Raw genomic sequence first — 19607 nt, forward strand, 5'->3', positions numbered from 1 at the left:
CTGACGCTAAGCCCTACCTCTGCGCTTGCCACCACGGCCTCCAGTGCGGTCGCTACTGCGCAACGACGGCTTCCCGCCGCCCTTGGTACCGCGGCCACCATTGCGGTTGCGTGGCAGCTGCCCACCAGCAACCTTGCGCGGTTTACCCACCACGTCGCCTGCCGTTTCAGGTATGTCCAAAGCGCTAAAGAGCTCAGGAGATGTGCTAAACCATTGCGGTGGCTCTGGCATATCTAAATCCAGCTCGTCATTGATATTTTTCCACTTCAGCACCTCGTCATAACCGACCAAAGTGATAGCCGTACCAGAGTGTCCCGCGCGGCCAGTGCGTCCAATGCGGTGAACATAGGTCATCGGATCATCAGGGGTCTGATAGTTAATAACGTGAGTGACGTCATCAATGTCGATACCGCGCGCTGCAACGTCTGTTGCCACCAAAATCTCCACCGCGCCGTTGCGGAAGGCGTTCAGAGAGTGCTCTCGCGCGGCTTGGCCTAAATCACCATGTACTGCGCCCACAGAGAAGCCTCGGCCGGCGAGGTCTTCCGCAAGAGCCCCTGCGGAGCGCTTCGTGCGAGCGAAAATGATGGTCTTGCCACGGCCGTGCGCTTGCAAGGCACGAGCAATGACGGCGGGCTTATCCATCTGGTGTGCTTGGAAGACCACTTGTTTGGTGGTGGCGTGCGTTTGATTGGCACTGACATCTTCTGCGCGGATATGAACTGGGTTGGACATGAAACCGCGGGCCAAGGTGATCACAGGTCCAGGCATGGTCGCGGAGAACAACATCGTCTGATGCTTGTGAGTCAGCGCCGTAAGGATCTTCTCAATATCAGGGAAGAATCCCAGGTCCAGCATTTCGTCGGCCTCATCAAGGACCAGGATAGCCACCTGGTCAAGACGGAGGTTGCCACGCTTATACAAATCCAATAGTCGGCCCGGTGTGCCCACCACAATGTCGACACCACGCTTGAGGGTTGCCACCTGATCATCAAAAGGGTGACCGCCAAAAATGGTGGTGACGCGCACTGGAGTCTTGGCGGCGGCGCGCTCGATGTCCTCGCCTACCTGGCTTGCCAGCTCACGAGTTGGCACCACAATCAAGGCGCGTGGTGTCCCGTCCAGTTCAGCCACATCGGCGGCATCAAACACACGGTCTACTACTGGTACGCCGAAGCCCAAGGTCTTACCCATGCCCGTACGTGCCTGACCAATGAGGTCACGGCCGTCCAACGCAATAGGCAGCGTCAGTTCTTGAATGGCGAAGGTACGGTGAATACCGGCCTTAGCCAGGGCCTCCGTAATCTCCACGGCGACGCCGAGCTCAGAAAACGTAGGGGGGAGGTCCTTATCCTCTTCTCCTCGTGCGGGAGCAGGAGCTTCTCCGTGTGCAGCGTGAGAAACAGACTGGGCGTTAGCCTGCTTGGTGTTGTTGTGCCTGTCATTGCTGTGCTGTGACACCCGGCGCCGTTTGCGGGGCTTATCTTTGGGCTTTGCTGATACAGGATCAGGCGTAGTGGCTTCGTTTACTGGTTCCGTGTTGGTGGCGGATTCAGTAGACGCGGCAGGTCTATCGTTGCTTGTGCGACGTCGAACAGCGCGACGCTTCGTGCGCCTGCCTCGGGGATTAGGGGCATCCTGACTGCCTGGTTGGGTGCTTCCCTCAGCCTTAGAAACCTCTTCCGCTGCAGTGGGCTGGTGCTCCTGCACCGCGGTATGGATACGCCTTACTGCGCGGCGTGGGGATCGTTTCGTTCTCGTCTTGGATGCATTATTCGATGAGGACACACTTCGATATTATCCGTAAGGGTCATCCATGGTTAAAAGTAGGGGCAGTAAACCGGTACAAAGATCACAGTCTTTATCTTTAAACCCACGTGATGCCGGCACGCTGATTCGGTGGTGTCATCCGGTATGAGATCCCCAAAACCTCGCTGAGCGTGCGTTAATCGCCAACTTTTTACGGTGGATTAATTAGGCGATAGTCTTAGTTGAAACGTTGTAAAGAACACCCCAATGAGTAAAGAGGATTGAGTAATGGACATCAAGATTGGTTTTGTTGACAGCCCACGCGAGCTGGTTATCCCTACTGACGTTTCACAAGAGGAGATCGCAGGAAAGATCTCTGAAGCTCTGCGCGATGAGTCGGGGATCCTAGAGCTGGAGGACAACCAGGGCAAGCGCTACCTAGTACGCAACGCTCGTATCTCCTACGTTGAGCTGGGCAAGCAGCACGCTCGCACTGTTGGTTTCGCGGGAGCCTAAACTACAACGATGACTTCCAATAGCGCTCACCAGGACAAAGAGAGTTTCTTTGTTACTTTCGCCCGCGATTATGGCTGGCGTGCCTATGCCATCCCAGTACTCGCAGTGATCACTGTGTGGGTGCTTTTCGATGTCTTCCTACGCCCTACTGATTCCGAGCCCACAGCGGCCCAAGAGTCGATCGTTCAGGAGGAATCCGCAGGCACGAATGCTTCAGGGCAGGCGCTGAATGCTCCTCAACCAGCAGACTCCAACGCCCCAGACATCCCGCTGTCTGAGCTGCCCCCTGGCGGAAAGTTCACCCAAAAAGGTAAAGGAACGTACAAGCCTGTGGGTACTGCCGGTGCTGAATCAGGTGAGGGTAAGAAGAAGACCTACACCTACGTAGTGGAGATTGAAGAAGGCGTGGACGCTACCGCGTATGGCGGTGGTGACGCCTTCGCCGCCATGGTGGACGCAACATTGGCCAACCCAAAGGGCTGGACCAATGACGGCAAATACAAGTTCGTCCACGTCAACGCTGACCAGGATCCAGATTTCCGATTTCAGCTGACATCGCTCGATACCACTCACGCAGCTTGTGGACACGACCTCGGAATGGAAACCAGTTGCTTCAACTCCAATGGCGGGCGAGTAGTGATCAATGAGTCCCGATGGGTTCGCGGTGCAGCGCCCTTTGAAGGCGATCTTGGCGCCTACCGCCAGTACCTGCTCAACCACGAGCTGGGCCACGGTTTAGGCTTTGCTGCTCACACACCATGTGGGGAAAACGGAGCGCTGGCGCCGATTATGATGCAGCAGACGCTGTCCATGAGCAATGACGAGCTCTACCGCATCGACCCAAGCGAGGTGTACGAAAAGGACGGCAAGATCTGCCGGCCTAATCCTTGGCCATTCCCACACGCTTAACAACACGTGTGCACAGTAGGGAATCTCAACAGTGGCTAGGATTTGTTGGGCTTTATTCGCTAAGAACGGTAGGCACCATTCGACGTGTCGCGTGTGTCCCCTTCTGCCAACCTCGCTAGAGGTATGAAGCAGGTACGGGGGAGGGAACCCCACAAAAACGGGCAGCCAACTTTCGCACGGTGGCCCTTCCTTCTGGGATAACCATTTGCATGACAGCTACACTACAAAGCTATGGAACTTTCCCCGCTCCCTGATCATGTCCGCGACGCCTTTCACGCAGGCGAGTTTGAAGCTCAGCAGCTAGGTCTTGCGTGGGACTACGGTTGGCGTGTGGGCGAACAGGTTTTTGCCCAAGTAGCACATCCAGACCGCTCTGCGTGGTCATCACGTGTACGTGAGAACCTCCACGCGGACGGCGTGCGCATTGTGCGTCCAATCCGTTCTACTGATGGCCGTTTTATCAATGCCGGCTGGCGAGCATCCCACTATGTTGCTGGTAATTTGGCGCGCCGGGTGGATGAGACGGTGGCAGCGGCGCTGCGCTTGGATGAGGCGTTGCAACATGTGGAGATTCCGGATTCTTTCTATGAGATAGATTCGGCAGATATCTATTCCATTGCGGATCACTGCGCGTGGGCAAAGAAGCCGATAGAGCAGCTGGAGTTCAACATGGACATCCCTGCGCAAGAAACGGCGCATGATTTGATTGAGCGCATTTCACGGTTGCTGCGCGATATTGATGCCCCACGCCAAGTAGTTCACGCGGACATGTTTGCCACTACTATCTACGCGGGTAACCAAGCCCCAACCGTGACTGACTTGGTGGGCGTTGCGCATCCGAAGGGATACACTGCTGCGCTTGCCATCATTGATACTCTCATCGCCGGGGTTAGTGATGAGAGCATCATCGATCGCTTCCGCCACGTAGATAACATTGATCAGTTGTTGTTGCGCGCGCTGGCCTACCGTGTGTTTGTTCACGCCCTGCACCCTCAAGCTACCGCGAACACCGGTACGGACTTGGGGTGGGTAACGGGTGTAGTGATGTCGAAAGTATCTGTCACACTTTAAGGCATGGACATTTCCACACCAGATAGCAAGGACCGTGCAGACCGTCAGACTATGCCACAGCGTGTTCCTCCGGTGTCTGTGACGCCCGCGGTGCGGTTGGTGCCGCCAGCGCAGGGCGAGACGCCGTTGGAGTGGGACAACCCGCTGTTTGAAGATTCTCGGGGCACATGGAGGCTCACGGGCGTAGCTGGGTCCGGGGTATCCACCTTGCTGATGGACTTGGTGGCTAAGAAGATCGCGGACGGCGTGGATCCTGCCAGCATTGCTGTTATTGCTGGAAGCAAGGATTCGGCGGCGAGGTTGCGGGCTGGTATCGCTTCTCGAGTGGAAAATCTGGACTACACATCGTCGGCAACGATGGTGCGCTCACTGCACTCGTTAGCGTTCGCTATCTACCGCCAAAGCGCGGATGATGAGCTTCGCCTGATCACGGGTGCGGAGCAGGATGCGGTGATGCGGGAGCTGCTGGAGGTTCAGGCCGAACAGGGGGCTACGATGTGGCCAGCAGAAACCCGTGATGCCGTCCCCATGGTGGGCTTTGCGCGCGGTGTTCGTGACTTCCTGCTGCGTGCCGCGGAGCGTGGAGTTACACCCTCTCAGCTAGAGCAGTGGGGTGAAGAGTTCTCGCGCCCCATGTGGATTGCGGCGGGAAAGTTCATGCGGGAGTATGAGCAGATCATGTCCCTCGGAGGTTCGCACTCTTTGTCTGCGTCGGAGCTGGTGAGCGCGGTATTGGAGGATGAGGTTCCGGATGTGGGGATCCGCCACATTGTGGTTGATGATGCACAGAACTTAGACCCTAAATCTTTTGAGCTAATCCAGCGGCTCTCTGCCCACGCTGAGTCCACGGTGGTGGCGGGTGATCCGGAGCAGAGTGTTTTCCGTTTCCGTGGTGCTAACCCTCGGTTGCTGAAGGAGCTAAGAACTGATCATCGGCTGCATTTGGAACAGTCTCATCGGGCTCCAGCTACCAGTGGCAAAATTTTAGGAACCCCGAACCAGCAGGTGGAGTACGTAGCGGATATGATTAGGCGTGCCCATTTGTTGGATGAGGTTCAGTGGAAAGACATAGCGGTAGTGGTTCGTTCCCGTGGCATGATTGCCCCGATCCAGCGCGGCCTGCTAGCTGCGGGTGTACCGGTGCATGTTGATCCCACGGATCTGATCCTGAGCGAACAGCGCATTGTGTCGTCCATTATCTTGGCGGTGCGTGCGCTCACGGAGAAGTTGACTTATAACGAGGTGGAGGAGCTTGCGCTAGGGCCGATTGGTGGCGCTGATCCGGTGACTCTGCGCAGGTTGTACCGCGGCCTGAGGCTGGTTGAATTAAGAAGTGGTAGCAACCGACGGGCCGTGGAGTTGCTGCGGATCCTAGTGATTCCAGGCGATGATGAGCGTGAAGAGCTTTTGGCTAAGGCCCAAGAGGTGCTCACTGATCGTGAGCTGGATATTTTGCACCGCGTCACCCGCGTGTTGGAAGCTGGTGCCAAGATTAAGGATTCCGGCAGCGTGGAGGAAGTGCTGTGGGCAATCTGGGAGGAAACCGGCCTCGCCGCACGTCTCAGCTCCATCAGTTTGCGCGGCGGAGCGGCGGGCTCACAGGCGGACCGTGATCTAGATGCGATGATGAGCCTGTTTGATGCGGCGGGTGACTGGGTTGAGCGCCGTCCTGATTCCTCAGTGATGTCTTTCATCAATCACATCCGTGAGCAGGAACTCCCAACGGGTGTTCGTGATCGTCGCCTGGCCACCCCACAGGCGGTGCAACTGCTCACAGCGCACGGCACGGTGGGAAAGCAGTGGAACACTGTTTTGGTCGTGGGCGTGCAGGAGGAAACGTGGCCATCCTTGGGGGAGACGGGGTCTCTGTTTGGGCAGGAAGAGCTCACCGATTTCGTCGATGAGGGCATCGTCCCGGGAACACCGGTATCGCGCACGCAGACCCGCTTGGAGGAGGAGCAGCGTCTGTTCCACGTCGCCCTAACGCGGGCTACCGGCACCCTCATTGTCACGGCGGTGGATTCGCCGGATTCCGATGAGGTACTTGAACCTTCCCGATTTATGAAGCAGGTGCCCCATCTTTCCGACACCACCCAGGCCCCACCTGGACAGGATCCCATTTCTGAGCGCACCGAAGGTGCGAAGGAAAGTACGGCAGAAGAGGCCCTCCTGAACGTCGGATTGTTTGAGGACTACGCCAACGTGACCGCTGAAGATGACCTAGCAGCGGAGGACCTGGATTACGTTCGTTTGCTATCTGTACCGGCCATTGTGGCGGAGCTACGGCGCGTGGTGGCTAACCCGCATGCGTCGAAAGCATTTGTTCGGCAAGCATCACGACAGCTAACCCGCTTGGCACAGGCAGGAGTGCCGGGTGCTGCACCCGATGAGTGGTGGGGCGCACGAGGCGTCAGTGAGCACGAACCGGTATCGATGCGGGCGCTGTCCCCATCCACGCTGGAAAGCGGTTTAGAGTGCCCTATGCGAGCCACGTTGAATAAGGCGGCGCGAGGGCAGGAATCATCAGAGTCGCTGGTTCGAGGCAACCTGGTGCACGGTTACTTTGAGGCAACAGCGCTTGGTGCGGACAAGGAGCAGGCTGCGCAGCTGGTTAAGGATGCCTTCAATCAGCTCGTTAATGTCCCTGCTTGGCTAGCAGAGGTCACGAGTAACAAGTGGGATGAGATGATCCGCAAACTCGATTTGTGGACCCAAGTGCACAACGCCACCACGGAGCTCGTGGGCATGGAAGTGGCGGTGGACGTGACGCTACCGAATGGTGTGCGCATCAAGGGCCGTATAGACCGACTGGATAAGACCGATTCTGGTTACCGCATTGTGGATCTGAAAACGGGCAACGCCACGATATCTCAACGCGCGGTGGATGAGCACCGCCAGCTGGAGGCTTATCAGTTGGCCCTGCGCTACGGAAAAGTAGTGACCAAGCCGGATGGGACAGTGGAAATTGTTACGGCTAATGCCGCCGGTGACAAGGAAAACACTGGCCTAGACATAGATACTGCAGTGATCGTGCAGCCCACGGCCAACAAAAAGGAGATCAACGTCCGCGAACAGGCCCGCAGGACGGATGAGGAGCTTGCTGCTTTGGCGGACCAGCTGCCGGAACTGGTCAAGAATCTCACCGGCCCGCGCCTTCTGGCCACGGTAGGAAGCCACTGCACGTTCTGCAATTTTGCAAATATCTGCCCAGCGCGCACAGAAGGCGAGATCATCCCGCGTAGAGAAGAGGACTCAACCAACGCCTCGCACTACGCCCAGCACACAAGCGCCGAAGATCAGGTGGCCACCCCAAAGCACATAACCCAATCAAACGGAGAGGACGGACGCATCAATGGCTGAAGGTAAGACGAACATGCGTATTGATCCCATATCTCTGTCACGGTTATTAGGGCAAAAATTCCCGCCCACCCCGCAGCAGGCGGAAGTGATCTCTGCGCCCCTTGAGAGCGTGCTGGTGGTAGCCGGAGCTGGGGCAGGTAAGACGGAGACCATGGCGGCGCGCGTGGTGTGGCTGGTGGCCAACGGCATGATCAAGCCTGAGGAAGTGTTGGGTCTTACGTTCACGCGAAAGGCATCGCAGCAGTTGGGCCAGCGCATCCGTGATCGCCTCGGTGAGTTGGCCAAGGTTCCTAGTCTGAACCAGCTAGACCCCACCGGTGAGTTGCAGAAAACCTTGGAGGTGGTGGCTCCGCAGTCCAGTACCTACGACGCCTTTGTGGGTAACGTCTTGAGGGAGTTCGGCCTGTTGCTGCCCATGGATCCCGGTGGCCGCGTGGTATCTAACACGGAGATGTACCAGAGGGCTTCACGCATTGTGAGCCACTTTGGCGGCAGCCTGACCACGAGCAACAAGCTGGATACTGTCACCGGTTATGTGCTTGCCCTGGCGGCAGAGCTGGATAACCACATGGTGAGCGCGCAGGAACTTATTGATGAAACCCACGCGTTGCTCGCAGAGTTTCAGAATTACAACGAGGAAAAGAAACTCACCAAAGTCCACATTGGATACTGGGATATACAGAAATTGCGTCTTGAGCTTTTGCCACTGGTCAAGGCACTCAAGGATGAGTTGAAGGAAAACAACCTCGTTACCTTTGGTGAGCAGACGTCGCAGGCCGCGCTTCTGGCGGAGAAGAACCCACTGGTGGGCAAAGTGTTGCGCTCGCGTTTTAAGGTGGTTTTGCTTGATGAGTATCAGGACACCTCGCACGCGCAGCGCGTTCTCCTGCGCAGCCTTTTTCACTCTGCGGCCGTGACCGCGGTGGGAGATCCAATGCAAGCGATTTATGGGTGGCGCGGTGCCACGTCCACCAATTTGGATCGCTTTGTGGAGGACTACCAGCGCGCCGGGGTGCCGGCGCGGAAAAAGGAGCTCACCGTCAGTTTCCGCAATCCTCCAGAGGTGCTGGAGCTGGCCAACAAGGTCTCGTCTAGCGTGTTGGGCGCACCGGGGGACCCCAAGCGTCCTGTGTCGCCGCTGGCGCCGCGCGAAGGCGCGCCTGCTGGTCAGGTCCAGCTGGGCTTCTTCCGCACGGCCGCGGAGGAACTCGACTTCGTGGCGGATGAGCTTGCCGACGCCTACTCCACGCGCGATCTTCACGAGGAACCTTTCACCGCCGCGGTGCTCGTGCGCACCAACGCCGCGTCCGCGGCAATCGCTACCGCTCTGCGTGACCGCGGGGTGCCGGTGGAGATCGTGGGCCTCACGGGACTGCTGACAACCCCTGAGGTCCAAGACCTCATTGCCGTAGCCACCATGTTGATTCGTCCGCAGGAGGATCAGCAAACCATGCGCATTATCGCTGGTCCTAGGGTGGGCTTGGGTCTTAATGACATTAAGGCGCTGTCTAAGCGCGCGGAAACACTGGCCAAACGAGCATCCGCGGCTAAGAAGGAGACCGAAAACACCGAGGACGTAGTCCACGAAGATCCTGTGATGGCCAAGCTGCACCTGGTGGTAGAAGATCAGCTGAACACGGATCCTGACAGTGTGGTCGGTCTCGCTGACGCCATCGCGGACCTGGGGGAGAAAGAACAGTACTCAGAGGAAGGCTATGTGCGCTTACAAGAGCTCAGCGCCACCTTGCGTCGCCTGCGTACGCGCAGCTTGGCAAACACATTGCCGGATCTGTTCGCCGACATCGAGCGCGAGTTCAACATTCGTACGGAGGTTCTGACACGTGAGGACCCTAAAGCTGACGGCGCTGTGGGCACCATCCAGCTGGAGCGTTTTGCCGAGGAGGTTGCAGGCTACGCTCAGATCCCTGGTGCTAACTTAGCCGGCTTGTTGGATTACTTTAAGGTAGCCCAAGAACAAGATAAGGGGCTTAAGCCAGGTGAAGTTCAGGTGCGTGCAGACCGCGTACAGATCCTCACAGCACACAAAGCTAAGGGACTAGAGTGGCGAATTGTTGCGGTGGTCCACGCTGATGATGGCGTATACAAGGGAAAATCTGATTCCTGGCTCAATAAGGTGGAAATGGTTCCCTCCACCCTCCGTGGAGATGCCGCTGATGATTCTGATATGGCAGGCACCCCAACGCTCGACCTCACTGACGTGGAGGACCGGAAGGGGTTTGCAGAGGCCCTTGACGCCCACAAGGCGGATCACCTGCGCGGTTCGCAGGAGGAGTCAGCGCGTCTGTTTTATGTGGCCATTACTCGATCTGAACACCGCCTGCTGGTGACTGCAGCGGCGTTTAAGCCCAACCGCAAAACTCCAGCTGCGCCGTACTCAAATTTCCAGGTACTTAAGGAAACTATGCCCCAGGCAGTAGTTACGTGGTGGGATCCCTTGGACGATGACGCCATGGAGGAAGGAAATTCAGAGCCATCGGCTTCCACGTTGGATAGGCCAGAGGCAGAAGAAATCTCCGCGTGGTACCCGCCCACGGTGGATCTGCGTGGCATTGATGAGGTACGCGCAGCAATGCATGAGCTGCCGGAGTTTTCTGAGACCCACGAGATCTTTACCACGTGGGAGAGGGAAGTCACCGCTCTCATTGAGGAACACGAAGCGGCGAAGGCGCCGGTAGTGGAGGTGGAGATTACCCGGGAGCTCACAGCTAGTGACATGGTGGCGTTGAAGCGCAGTCCAGAGGAGTTTGCCAAGCGTCTGCGTCGCCCCGTGCCATTTAAGCCCAACAGTTTTGCTAAGCGCGGCACCGCCTTCCACCTATGGTTGGAGGACCGGTTTGGTGCTACTAGCTTGTTGGATGAGGATGAGCTACCGGGGTTCGGAGAGGAAGAAACCGCAACAGCTGAGCAACTGGAGACGCTCAAGCAGTCTTTTTTGGAATCCGAATGGGCTGATAGGACGCCGGCTTATGTCGAGCAGGCCTTTGAATTCTCCATTGGCCCGGCCATCATTCGTGGACGCATGGATGCAGTCTTTGATAACGGTGACGGCACCTGGCAAGTGATCGACTGGAAAACCGGACATCTACCCACTAAGTCGGACATGGACTCTACAAGACTGCAGCTGGCTGTCTACCGCTTAGCATGGGCGAAGCTGAAGAAGATTGATCCAGCCAAGGTGCAGGCGGCGTTCTACTACATCGCTGAGCACAAGCTCATCGCGCCAAAGAACCTTCCGGATGTAGCGGAACTAGAGCAGATGATCGTTGAGGTTCACAATATCGAGTCAGTGGAACTAAGCTAATCCAGCAGTAACAAAACTAAGAAGCCCGTGATGGAGCGAAAGGAGGCAGCGCCGCATGCCGCAGCACAAAGCGTTTAAACGCGCGCGCAGCATGGGAGACCTCACGAAGCTGCCGGAGCACTCATTACTATCCGTGGTGGGATTGCCCAAGAGCAACGCAGTCAGTCCTGTACGCCTGATCGCCCGCCGGTTCGGCTACGCCCTAGCGCTGATTATCGCGGTGGCTTTGATTGTGTACCTGGATAAGGGCGGATACTCAGAGTCGCTCACCTTCATTGATTCGCTGTACTACTCAGCAGTATCGCTTTCTACCACTGGTTATGGCGATATCACGCCGGTGACGCAGCAGGCACGTCTGCTCAACATCATTATCATTACGCCGCTTCGCTTGCTGTTCGTCGTTTTGTTGGTCGGTACCACGCTGAGCGTGCTGACAGAAGAATCCCGTAAAACTTGGCAGATCCAACGCTGGAGGAAGAACATGCGCAACCATACAGTTGTGATTGGTTACGGTACCAAGGGCCGCTCCGCGGTGGCTGCACTTCTGGCAGACGGTGTTCTGCCTAAGGAGATCGTGGTAGTAGATACTGACCGCGGTGCTCTGGAAATGGCCAATAACGCGGGGCTTGTTACGGTCAACGGCTCGGCCACCAAGTCTGATGTGCTCAAGCTAGCAGGCGTGAGCAAGGCCAAGGCCGTGGTCGTGGCACCTAACCTTGATGACACCGCCGTCCTAGTAACGCTGTCCGTACGTGAGTTGGCGCCCGCTGCATGGATTGTGGCGAGCGTGCGTGAGAGCGAGAACCAGCACCTCTTGGAGCAGTCCGGTGCTGACTCGGTAGTCATTTCCTCTGAGACTGCTGGTCGAATGCTCGGCCTCGCTACCGTCACGCCATCCGTGGTTGAGATGATGGAGGACCTCCTGTCCCCAGACGAGGGCTTCTCGGTTGCTGAACGCCTTGTTACCGAAGAAGAGGTGGGCGCTAATCCACGTCACTTGGCCGACATCGTCCTAGGCGTTGTTCGCTCCGGTGAGCTCTACCGCATCGATTCCCCAGAGGCGGAGACCGTGGAACCAGGTGACCGTCTCCTGTATGTCCGCCGCGTATTCGCTGATCAAGCAGACGAAGAATAAGCGCGGCCGGCACAGTATCTACAAAGAGATCACAAGGGAAAGGACTGACTGATCAGCCTTCGCAATAATGAGCGCACCTACTGTTTTGACTATCAGCACAAGACAATCCACTTAGGCGACACCCCCATGGCCTTAAGCGATAGAGAATGTGCAGATCTTCTGGATAACACGTTGGGCGGGCAGAACATACGTATTTACTACGTTGCGGATGGGGTGGCCGTTTTGAGGATCCCTAAGGCCCTCACTCACGAAGCGAAAAACTGGGTAAAACAGCTCAATCCAGATCTATATTGGACGCGCAGTTTTGAGGATGAATCGTTGCGGGCGCTAGGTGTGCTGCAGCACCGCGAGTCCATGAGGTTTCATCCCACTTCCGGACAAAAGCTCCACCACGGCGAGCACGATCTTGCAGCCCGAACTGAGGACGGCAAGCAGGTATTTCCGCGCATTGATCCCTCAGTCATTGGCACGATCGAATTACACAAACCTGATCAGCCACCTCGGCTGCTACTTGGGCGCAATGCTACGCGGCCGGAGTACTTCTCATTGGTGGCGGGATACGTTGAGGTGGGGGAGAGCTTGGAGCAGGCCTTCGCTCGCGAAGCTATGGAAGAGGCCGGTGTCCGCATCAGCAATATTGAGTACGTTGAAAGCCAATCGTGGCCCTTCAGCGGCTCCATCATGATTGGCATGCGTGCGACCACCAGCGACGAGCATCCGGTCGAGGGAACGGATGGCGAGCTCGTTGAGACTGTGTGGGCCACGGCAAGCGATGTCTTGGGCGGGTTGTACAATCTGCCACGTCCTGGTTCGATCGCACTGAAGTTGATCATGCAGTGGGCACGCAACCAAGAGGATGAAACACGGAAATCACAAAAATCCACCTAAAGCAATCACCACACGAGCGCACATTAAAAAGTAGGGAACGGGGTAATCAGCAATGGCAGTGAATTTGGATGATCTGGATGATGATCAGCGCAAGGCTGCTGGGGCACCCCGTGGACCGGTAGCTATTTTGGCGGGTGCTGGCACAGGTAAGACCAGAACTATTACGTACCGCATCGGCCACTTAATTGATCAGGGGCAGACCAACGCCCGCAGCGTACTGGCAGTGACGTTTACCAACCGAGCAGCCAGCGAGATGCGCCATCGCCTAAACCTCATGGGGATTGGTGGTGTGCAGGCACTTACTTTCCACAGCGCTGCACGCAGGCAGTTGAGCTATTTCTGGCCACAGGTTTATGGTGATCTTCCATGGCGCATTGAGGAAAAGCGCTTCCCCCTCATCGCCCGCGCAGCACGTCCCATGGGTGTGGACACCAGCGTGGAGAACCTCAGGGATCTCCTTGCGGAGGTGGAGTGGGCCAAGTCCTCACTGATCACGCCGGAGATGTATGCGGACAAGGTAGGCGACCGCAAGACGCCGGAACCGCCGGAGAAGGTAGCGGAGATTTATCGTCGCTATGAGGCCATCAAATCCAGTCCTGAGGGGATGCTTTTTGATTTCAATGACCTCCTGCTCCATACCGCGGGGGCATTGGAAAACTCCACTGCTATCGCGGAGGAGTTCCGTGAGCGTTACCGCACCTTTGTCGTGGACGAGTATCAGGATGTGACCCCACTTCAGCAGCGTCTGTTGGAGGCATGGGTGGGGCCGCGCGATGACCTGACAGTGGTGGGCGACGCCAACCAGACCATCTATTCTTTCACCGGTGCTACGCCCAATTACCTTCTGAACTTCTCCCGCAAGTACCCGCACGCCACCGTGGTGAAGTTGCAGCGCGACTACCGCTCCACACCGGAGGTCACGGAGTTGGCCAATACCGTCATTGGCAAGGCTACCGGGAGGGTGGCTGGCACACGCCTAAAGCTAGAGGGCATGCGACCGTCTGGCCCCAAACCGGAGTTCCACCAGTACGATGACGAACCTGCAGAGGCTCGCGCCACGGCCAAAAAGATCAAGCAGCTTATTGATAAAGGCGTAGAACCCAAAGAAATCGCCGTCCTTTATCGCGTGAACGCGCAGTCCACTTCCTTTGAAGAGGCACTACGCGATGCCGGCATTGTGTACCAAGTTCGTGGCGGTGAGGAATTCTTTGCTCGCGGTGAGATCAAGCAGGCTGTTAATGCCCTGATCCAGACTTATAACACTAAGCAAATGCCTCCTGAGGCTATAGGTCCGCAGCTGGGCAGAGTAGTGCGTGCCATTTTGGCGCCACTTGGGCTCACCCCACAAGAACCCGATGGTGCGCAGGCACGCGAACGCTGGCAGTCCCTTACTGCACTCGCCGAACTCGCAGAGGAACTAGGCCGCGCCACACCTGATCTGGATCTTGGTGGGCTGATTAGCAAGCTCTATGAGCGCTCTAAGGAAAAGCACCCACCAGGAATGCAGGGTGTGACCTTGGCGTCCCTGCACGCCGCCAAAGGTCTAGAGTGGGACGCCGTCTTCCTAGTTGGTCTCACTGAGGGCATGCTCCCCATCAGCCACGCCATCAAAGCTGGTGACTACCAGATTGAGGAAGAACGCCGTTTGTTTTACGTGGGCATCACCCGCGCGCGTGAATACCTGTTCCACTCGTGGTCCAAGGCGCGTCAGGAAGGTGGCAAGGCCTCTAAGAAACGCTCCCGCTTCTTGGACGGGATCGTTGCTGACCCTGCTTCCACCAAGGTGCCATCGCGGGCTCACCGCCCAATCCGCTGCAAGGTGTGTGGGCAGCGTCTCGAGACGCCAAGCTCAAAGATCCTCGGCCGTTGCGATGACTGTCCGAGCAACGCTGACGCACAGGTTTTTGACACGCTGCGTACGTGGCGTGCTAACGCTGCACGTGAACGTGGCGTGCCGGCATACGTGATCTTTACCGATGCCACACTCATGGCCATCGCTGAAAAGATGCCACAGGACAATTACGAGCTGATGGGTATTTCCGGCATCGGGCAGATCAAGGTGGAGCAGTTCGGGCAAGATCTGCTTGACACTCTCGCCCAGTTTCGCTGAGGATTAATCCCTAGGTAGCACTAGAAGGTCTTTCTGCAGCTAGCTTTTTCCACGTTTCGCCTTCCTCCTGGAATTGGTAGCAGTACCGGCACAGCGGATGTGTGGCTAAGGAGTCACACGTTGTGGTGAGTGCGAACGGGTCAGTGCGGGTTACTGCGCCAGCGTTGAGGGAATGCGGTGCCGTGCCCGCGCCGGGTTGGATACCAACCATTGCTGTGGCCACGGCGGCAACGCTGGCGGCTAGGGCGGCTTCCGCGACGGGGTCGTAGTTCTTGGGTTTGTAGTCACTCACGACCTCGGTCCAGTGCTTGTCCTTGCTGCGTTCGTGCTCACCAAAGCAGTTGATGCACGGTCCCTTGCCGCCGATACGGATGGGGCCTACCACGGCGGTGACATCGCATAGGGCGGCAGGGATGACGTTAGGGCGCCGGCTCAAAAGTGGGGAGAGCGCTTCTATACGGTGAAGGTAATCAACCACAACGACGGGGACGTGCTGCTCGACGTGGTAGATGAAGTTGAGCTCGTTTTCCTTGCTCAGGGGTGAGCGTACAGTGATGTTGGATCGTCGCAAGATGTCGCGGATCAAATCAGCAGCGCGGGTGGTACCCAACACAGCGATGACTGGCTGAGGACCAACTTCACGCAGGATTCCGTAGGTGGTCAGATCCGAGATAAGAGATTGCGCGGCAATGACATCGAGGCCTGCGTTGCAGAGCTTTGTTGCGAGTCGCGTTTGCCCACAGGTGGCGGACTGAAGAACGCTGAGAACGGCAGAGTAGTGATCGGGTTGTGTTTGTATTATGCCGGCGGAGAAGGCATCGTAACCGAACTGGATGTGGTTGCCTGGGCGCTTGAGAATGCTGGCGCTGGGGGCTAGAACGAAGGTGCGCTTGTCTAGTGATTCTTGGCGGGCAAGGACAATTTCATACGGGGTGGGCTGGCTTTGTTTCAACAGCAAACCTTTCAGTCAGTGAAGAAAGTGTTCGCCCCGTAGGAATTGAGAGTGTGAGCATCATCTTCCATCCCCTCTTATTGCGGTTGAGCGGCCGCTTGGGGAATGGATCCATGTGTTCCGTGAGGTTGGGCATTCAATGCGTTTGCTCCAATCCCTCCGCTACATTTGACCACATCTGAATGCGTTGATCAATGTTTTCACTATAAAATTCGAGGAATAACCGCAAGAAAGTACCGTTACATGCCTTCACAGCCCCCGCCTCCTAACCAGCAAGAACCTAGCCCTTTCGGGGCTCCCACGCCACAGCAATCACTCACGAACCCCCTACGAGCAACCGTGCCAGAAGTGGAGATCATCCGCTCAGCCAAGCGTAAGCGCACCATCTCCGCGCGCTTGGTGGATGGCAAGATCCAGGTGAGAGTGCCAGCCACGTTGTCCATGCAAGAGGAGGAAAAGGCAGTGGCGGACATTGTGGCCAGGGTGATGAAGAAGAACGCCACGTCTGCGCAGACGGATGAAGAACTAACACGCCGCGCTGAGTACCTCAACACCAAGTATCTAGCGGGCAAGGCCACCGTAGGATCCATTAGGTGGGTGACCAATCAACGCAAGCGGTGGGGAAGCTGCACTATTGCTACGGGCGACATCCGCATTTCTCACCGTCTACAGGATGTACCTGACTATGTGTTGGACTCCGTGATCATTCATGAATTGGTGCACACCTTCATCCACACGGGACATTCACAAGAGTTCTGGGAGTGGGCAGACCGCGCTCCTAAGGCGGAGCGTGCCAAGGGCTTTCTCGAAGCCTTCCAGCGCATTACATGATCGAACCGCGCAGCAGATAGCAAGAAACAAAAAACCGCGGCTGTGCTAGCCAACACTAAGCCGCGGTTTCAAAAAGGGGGAGAGATTACTTCTTGTCTTCATCGGATTCTTCATCACCTGAAGAATCAGTAGAATCCTCCGAATCCGTAGAAGTAGGGTTTTCCTTGCGGTCCTCGCTACCTTCTTGGGCAAGCATCTCTTCCAGCTTGGTGATTTCAGCGATTGGATCGAAATCCTCTATTCCGCCGTCGTCCAGGAGTCCGTCAATGAACTCGGCGGAGGAATCCAGATCCTCATGTGTAGGAAGGAAGTCTGGGTGCTCCCAGACGCCGTCGCGGCGCTTAGCGCCTACCGCGACCGTGACGCGACGCCAGAGCTCGACTGCCTCAGCTACGCGAGGGGCCTCGATTTCGATGCCTACTACGGTGGTGAAAGCCTTTTCAGCGGAGCCGCCTGAAGATCGTCGACGTGCCCACGCCTCGGCCAAAGCCTTCGTGGATGGGATGCGCTCACCCAATGCTTCGGATACGACATACTCAACCCAGCCCTCAACCAGCGCAAGTAGAGTCTCTAGACGGTAGGTTGCTGCCTCGTTGCGGGAGGAGATGCGCGGGGACATATCTAGGTTCTGCATCTTTTCCATGGCGTCTTGGATGGCCATTGGGTCACCAGACTCCAGGTTCATCCCGCGCATGGCTTCCTCAATGTGGGAAATATCAATAACCAGGCCCTGAGCGTACTCCTCAACAGAGGCGACAATGCGCTCGGTAAGCCAAGGAACATGGCGGAAAAGGCGCTGGCGCGCGGCCTCGCGGGCGCAAAGGTAAATCAGGGCGTCTTGACGGGATGTCCCTAGCTGCTCAGAAACCTTCTTAAAGTTCTCCGGCAGGATTGCTGTTACGCCAGCTGGTGCCAACGGAATGGAGAAATCAGATCCGGTGAGGGCCTGCTTTGCTAAATCGCCGAGGGAGTTACCCAGCTGCATGCCGTGGTTCATAGAATTCATGGAATTCATCATGTTCAGCATCGGCCCTGCCATTTGGCGAGCTTCTTCCGGCATGGAATCCAGCTGAGCTTCATTCATGTTCTCAGCTACGGGAGTAACCATGCGCTTCCACATAGGCAGAGTCTGGCTAAGCCACTGCTCCTCGTTCCAAGAAACCACGCTGTTTCCGGACGCCGGCAGAATGGTGGCATCATCAATCCACATTTCAACAAGGCGAACAGAATCCTCCACAGCGGACTGTTCCGAGCTACTAATGGTAGATGGTGTGCCGATTTGTTGGCGCGCGATCTTGGTGGCTAACTCATAATTCACCGCGCCTTGTCCCTCTGGCGAATTCATGGAATTACCCATGCCGGACAGCATCTGCCCGAACTGGTTAAGCATGTCTCCTAAACCACCACCGCCGCCGAATGCGCCGAAAGGGTCATTGTTGTTATTGCGGTCATCGTCGTCACCGTTGCCGCCGAACCCAAATCCGAATCCAAAACCGTTGTTATTCATGCCTCAAACCTACCGATCTACGGCCTCAACTGCCACGACCCACACAACGCTGTCAGCGAACAGACGGTGAGAGAATCAAATCACGTAGTGGAGTGCCCGCTAGTTTTCTCCGGCAAGACCAACCAACAAGCGGGCGCACAGACGCCAAAATTTTCCCGAAACCGTTTTCCTAGTAGCCTATAAAACCGTGAAACGTCGTACTCGTACCATCGCACTCGGTGCTATCCCGCTGCTGATGCTCACCTCCTTGGTGAGCATGGACCGCATCCCCGGCACTGATATTGACCTGACCGTGCCGTATGCGGCAGAGGGACCAGGCCCACTGTTTGACACGTTGAGTGAGTATGACGGAAAGGACGTCATCGAGATCACCGGCGCTGACCTCGATGAGACTGAGGGAAGCCTCAACATGACTACGGTGAGCGTTCGCTCGGGGATGACCCTCACGCAGGCTCTTGGGCGATGGCTGTTTACTGACGATACCTTGGTTCCTCTGGAACAGGTCTTTCCTCAAGATAAGACGGAGGAAGAAGTCCGGGAGATGAACCAGCAGGCCTTTACCTCCTCCGAGGCTAGTGCCACCACAGCTGCCATGAATTACCTGAAACTTCCTGTGGGCACTGAGGTCGCTGGAATTATTGAAGAATCCGCAGCTGACGGCATCTTAGAGATCGGTGATCGCGTGCTGCAGGTAGATGGCAGTGACAGGATTACTCCTAGCCAAGTGCAAGCGAGCGTTCAGGATAAGAATCCAGGGGACGAGATCACCTTGAAGATCCGCGCCAAGGATGGGAAGGTGCGCGATCAGACGTTCACCCTAGGGGAAAACCCGCATCAGAAGGGGCTCCCGCAGCTGGGAATCCTTATGGCGGCGGTGCCAGCAAACGGCATGGACGTTAAATACAACTTGGAGGATGTGGGTGGCCCATCCGCGGGCATGATGTTTGCGCTTGCTGTAATTGACAAGCTGGATGAGGACAACATCAGCCAAGGCAAGAATGTAGCTGGTACAGGCACTATTGATGAGGCCGGTAACGTGGGGCCTATCGGCGGAATCACGCACAAAGTCCGCGCCAGCAAGGACGCTGGGGCTGAAGTATTCTTGGCGCCGAGCGCCAATTGTTCGGAGCTTACCGACGTCGACGACATCCCAATCATCGCCGTCACTAACCTCGAAGGCGCAATCACGTCACTGGACGACTTCGCTAACGGCCGCGAGTATCCGCGCTGCAACGGCTAGAGCACAAAACATGCCGT

Annotated in this window: 13 protein-coding genes; 10 read left to right on the top strand and 3 right to left on the bottom strand. The window is 56.8% G+C overall.

Features of this window, described 5'->3' with window-relative positions; all coding sequences use genetic code 11:
• Positions 1–6: 6 nt before the first annotated feature.
• The gene (locus ACXM2N_RS02810) at positions 7–1311 is read right to left on the bottom strand and encodes a DEAD/DEAH box helicase (RefSeq protein WP_458490973.1); all 1305 of its coding nucleotides are present in this window, start codon (positions 1309–1311) and stop codon (positions 7–9) included.
• Between the two features lie 726 nt (positions 1312–2037).
• On the opposite strand from ACXM2N_RS02810, the gene ACXM2N_RS02815 reads away from it, so the two are divergent.
• The 8 genes from ACXM2N_RS02815 (at position 2038) to ACXM2N_RS02850 (ending at position 15060) form a co-directional block, all read left to right on the top strand.
• Positions 2038–2265 carry a DUF3107 domain-containing protein gene (locus ACXM2N_RS02815; protein ID WP_458489814.1) on the top strand — a complete coding sequence of 76 codons (228 nt, stop codon included), beginning with the start codon at positions 2038–2040 and terminating at the stop codon, positions 2263–2265.
• A 9-nt stretch (positions 2266–2274) separates the two neighbouring features.
• Positions 2275–3174, top strand: coding sequence for a DUF3152 domain-containing protein (locus tag ACXM2N_RS02820; protein ID WP_458489816.1), 900 nt, complete (start codon positions 2275–2277; stop codon positions 3172–3174).
• Positions 3175–3405: 231 nt separating this feature from the next.
• Positions 3406–4245, top strand: coding sequence for a TIGR02569 family protein (locus ACXM2N_RS02825; RefSeq protein WP_458489818.1), 840 nt, complete (start codon positions 3406–3408; stop codon positions 4243–4245).
• 3 nt (positions 4246–4248) lie between these two features.
• The gene (locus tag ACXM2N_RS02830; RefSeq protein WP_458489820.1) at positions 4249–7605 is read left to right on the top strand and encodes a PD-(D/E)XK nuclease family protein; all 3357 of its coding nucleotides are present in this window, start codon (positions 4249–4251) and stop codon (positions 7603–7605) included.
• Positions 7598–10927, top strand: coding sequence for an ATP-dependent helicase (locus ACXM2N_RS02835; RefSeq protein ID WP_458489822.1), 3330 nt, complete (start codon positions 7598–7600; stop codon positions 10925–10927). Before ACXM2N_RS02830 ends, ACXM2N_RS02835 begins: the two co-directional genes overlap by 8 nt.
• Positions 10928–10982: 55 nt before the next feature.
• A complete protein-coding gene (locus tag ACXM2N_RS02840; RefSeq protein WP_458489824.1) occupies positions 10983–12062 on the top strand; it encodes a potassium channel family protein in 1080 nt (359 codons plus the stop codon).
• 126 nt (positions 12063–12188) lie between these two features.
• Positions 12189–12950, top strand: coding sequence for an NAD(+) diphosphatase (locus ACXM2N_RS02845; RefSeq protein ID WP_458489826.1), 762 nt, complete (start codon positions 12189–12191; stop codon positions 12948–12950).
• Between the two features lie 52 nt (positions 12951–13002).
• On the top strand, positions 13003–15060 hold the full coding sequence (locus tag ACXM2N_RS02850) for an ATP-dependent DNA helicase UvrD2 (RefSeq protein ID WP_458489828.1): 2058 nt from the start codon (positions 13003–13005) through the stop codon (positions 15058–15060).
• Between the two features lie 10 nt (positions 15061–15070).
• Here ACXM2N_RS02850 and ACXM2N_RS02855 read toward each other — a convergent pair whose 3' ends face one another.
• Positions 15071–16012 (bottom strand): hypothetical protein, encoded by a 942-nt coding sequence (locus tag ACXM2N_RS02855; RefSeq protein WP_458489830.1) that lies wholly within the window; start codon positions 16010–16012, stop codon positions 15071–15073.
• Between the two features lie 339 nt (positions 16013–16351).
• Here ACXM2N_RS02855 and ACXM2N_RS02860 point away from each other — a divergent pair, with 339 nt between their 5' ends.
• On the top strand, positions 16352–16843 hold the full coding sequence (locus tag ACXM2N_RS02860) for a M48 metallopeptidase family protein (RefSeq protein WP_458490975.1): 492 nt from the start codon (positions 16352–16354) through the stop codon (positions 16841–16843).
• Between the two features lie 85 nt (positions 16844–16928).
• Here ACXM2N_RS02860 and ACXM2N_RS02865 read toward each other — a convergent pair whose 3' ends face one another.
• Positions 16929–18350 (bottom strand): zinc-dependent metalloprotease, encoded by a 1422-nt coding sequence (locus ACXM2N_RS02865; RefSeq protein ID WP_458489832.1) that lies wholly within the window; start codon positions 18348–18350, stop codon positions 16929–16931.
• A 187-nt stretch (positions 18351–18537) separates the two neighbouring features.
• Between ACXM2N_RS02865 and ACXM2N_RS02870 the strand changes: the two genes are divergently transcribed.
• On the top strand, positions 18538–19590 hold the full coding sequence (locus ACXM2N_RS02870; protein WP_458489834.1) for a YlbL family protein: 1053 nt from the start codon (positions 18538–18540) through the stop codon (positions 19588–19590).
• Positions 19591–19607: the final 17 nt, after the last annotated feature.

It is taken from the genome of Corynebacterium sp. ZY180755, assembly GCF_054331495.1.

Excerpts from the sequence above, each read along its gene's own strand:
- ACXM2N_RS02865 (WP_458489832.1), bottom strand. The coding sequence starts at position 18,350 with ATGAATAACAACGGTTTTGGATTCGGATTTGGGTTCGGCGGCAACGGT.
- ACXM2N_RS02820 (WP_458489816.1), top strand. The coding sequence starts at position 2,275 with ATGACTTCCAATAGCGCTCACCAGGACAAAGAGAGTTTCTTTGTTACT.
- ACXM2N_RS02835 (WP_458489822.1), top strand. The coding sequence starts at position 7,598 with ATGGCTGAAGGTAAGACGAACATGCGTATTGATCCCATATCTCTGTCA.
- ACXM2N_RS02830 (WP_458489820.1), top strand. The coding sequence starts at position 4,249 with ATGGACATTTCCACACCAGATAGCAAGGACCGTGCAGACCGTCAGACT.
- ACXM2N_RS02825 (WP_458489818.1), top strand. The coding sequence starts at position 3,406 with ATGGAACTTTCCCCGCTCCCTGATCATGTCCGCGACGCCTTTCACGCA.
- ACXM2N_RS02850 (WP_458489828.1), top strand. The coding sequence starts at position 13,003 with ATGGCAGTGAATTTGGATGATCTGGATGATGATCAGCGCAAGGCTGCT.
- ACXM2N_RS02845 (WP_458489826.1), top strand. The coding sequence starts at position 12,189 with ATGGCCTTAAGCGATAGAGAATGTGCAGATCTTCTGGATAACACGTTG.
- ACXM2N_RS02815 (WP_458489814.1), top strand. The coding sequence starts at position 2,038 with ATGGACATCAAGATTGGTTTTGTTGACAGCCCACGCGAGCTGGTTATC.
- ACXM2N_RS02840 (WP_458489824.1), top strand. The coding sequence starts at position 10,983 with ATGCCGCAGCACAAAGCGTTTAAACGCGCGCGCAGCATGGGAGACCTC.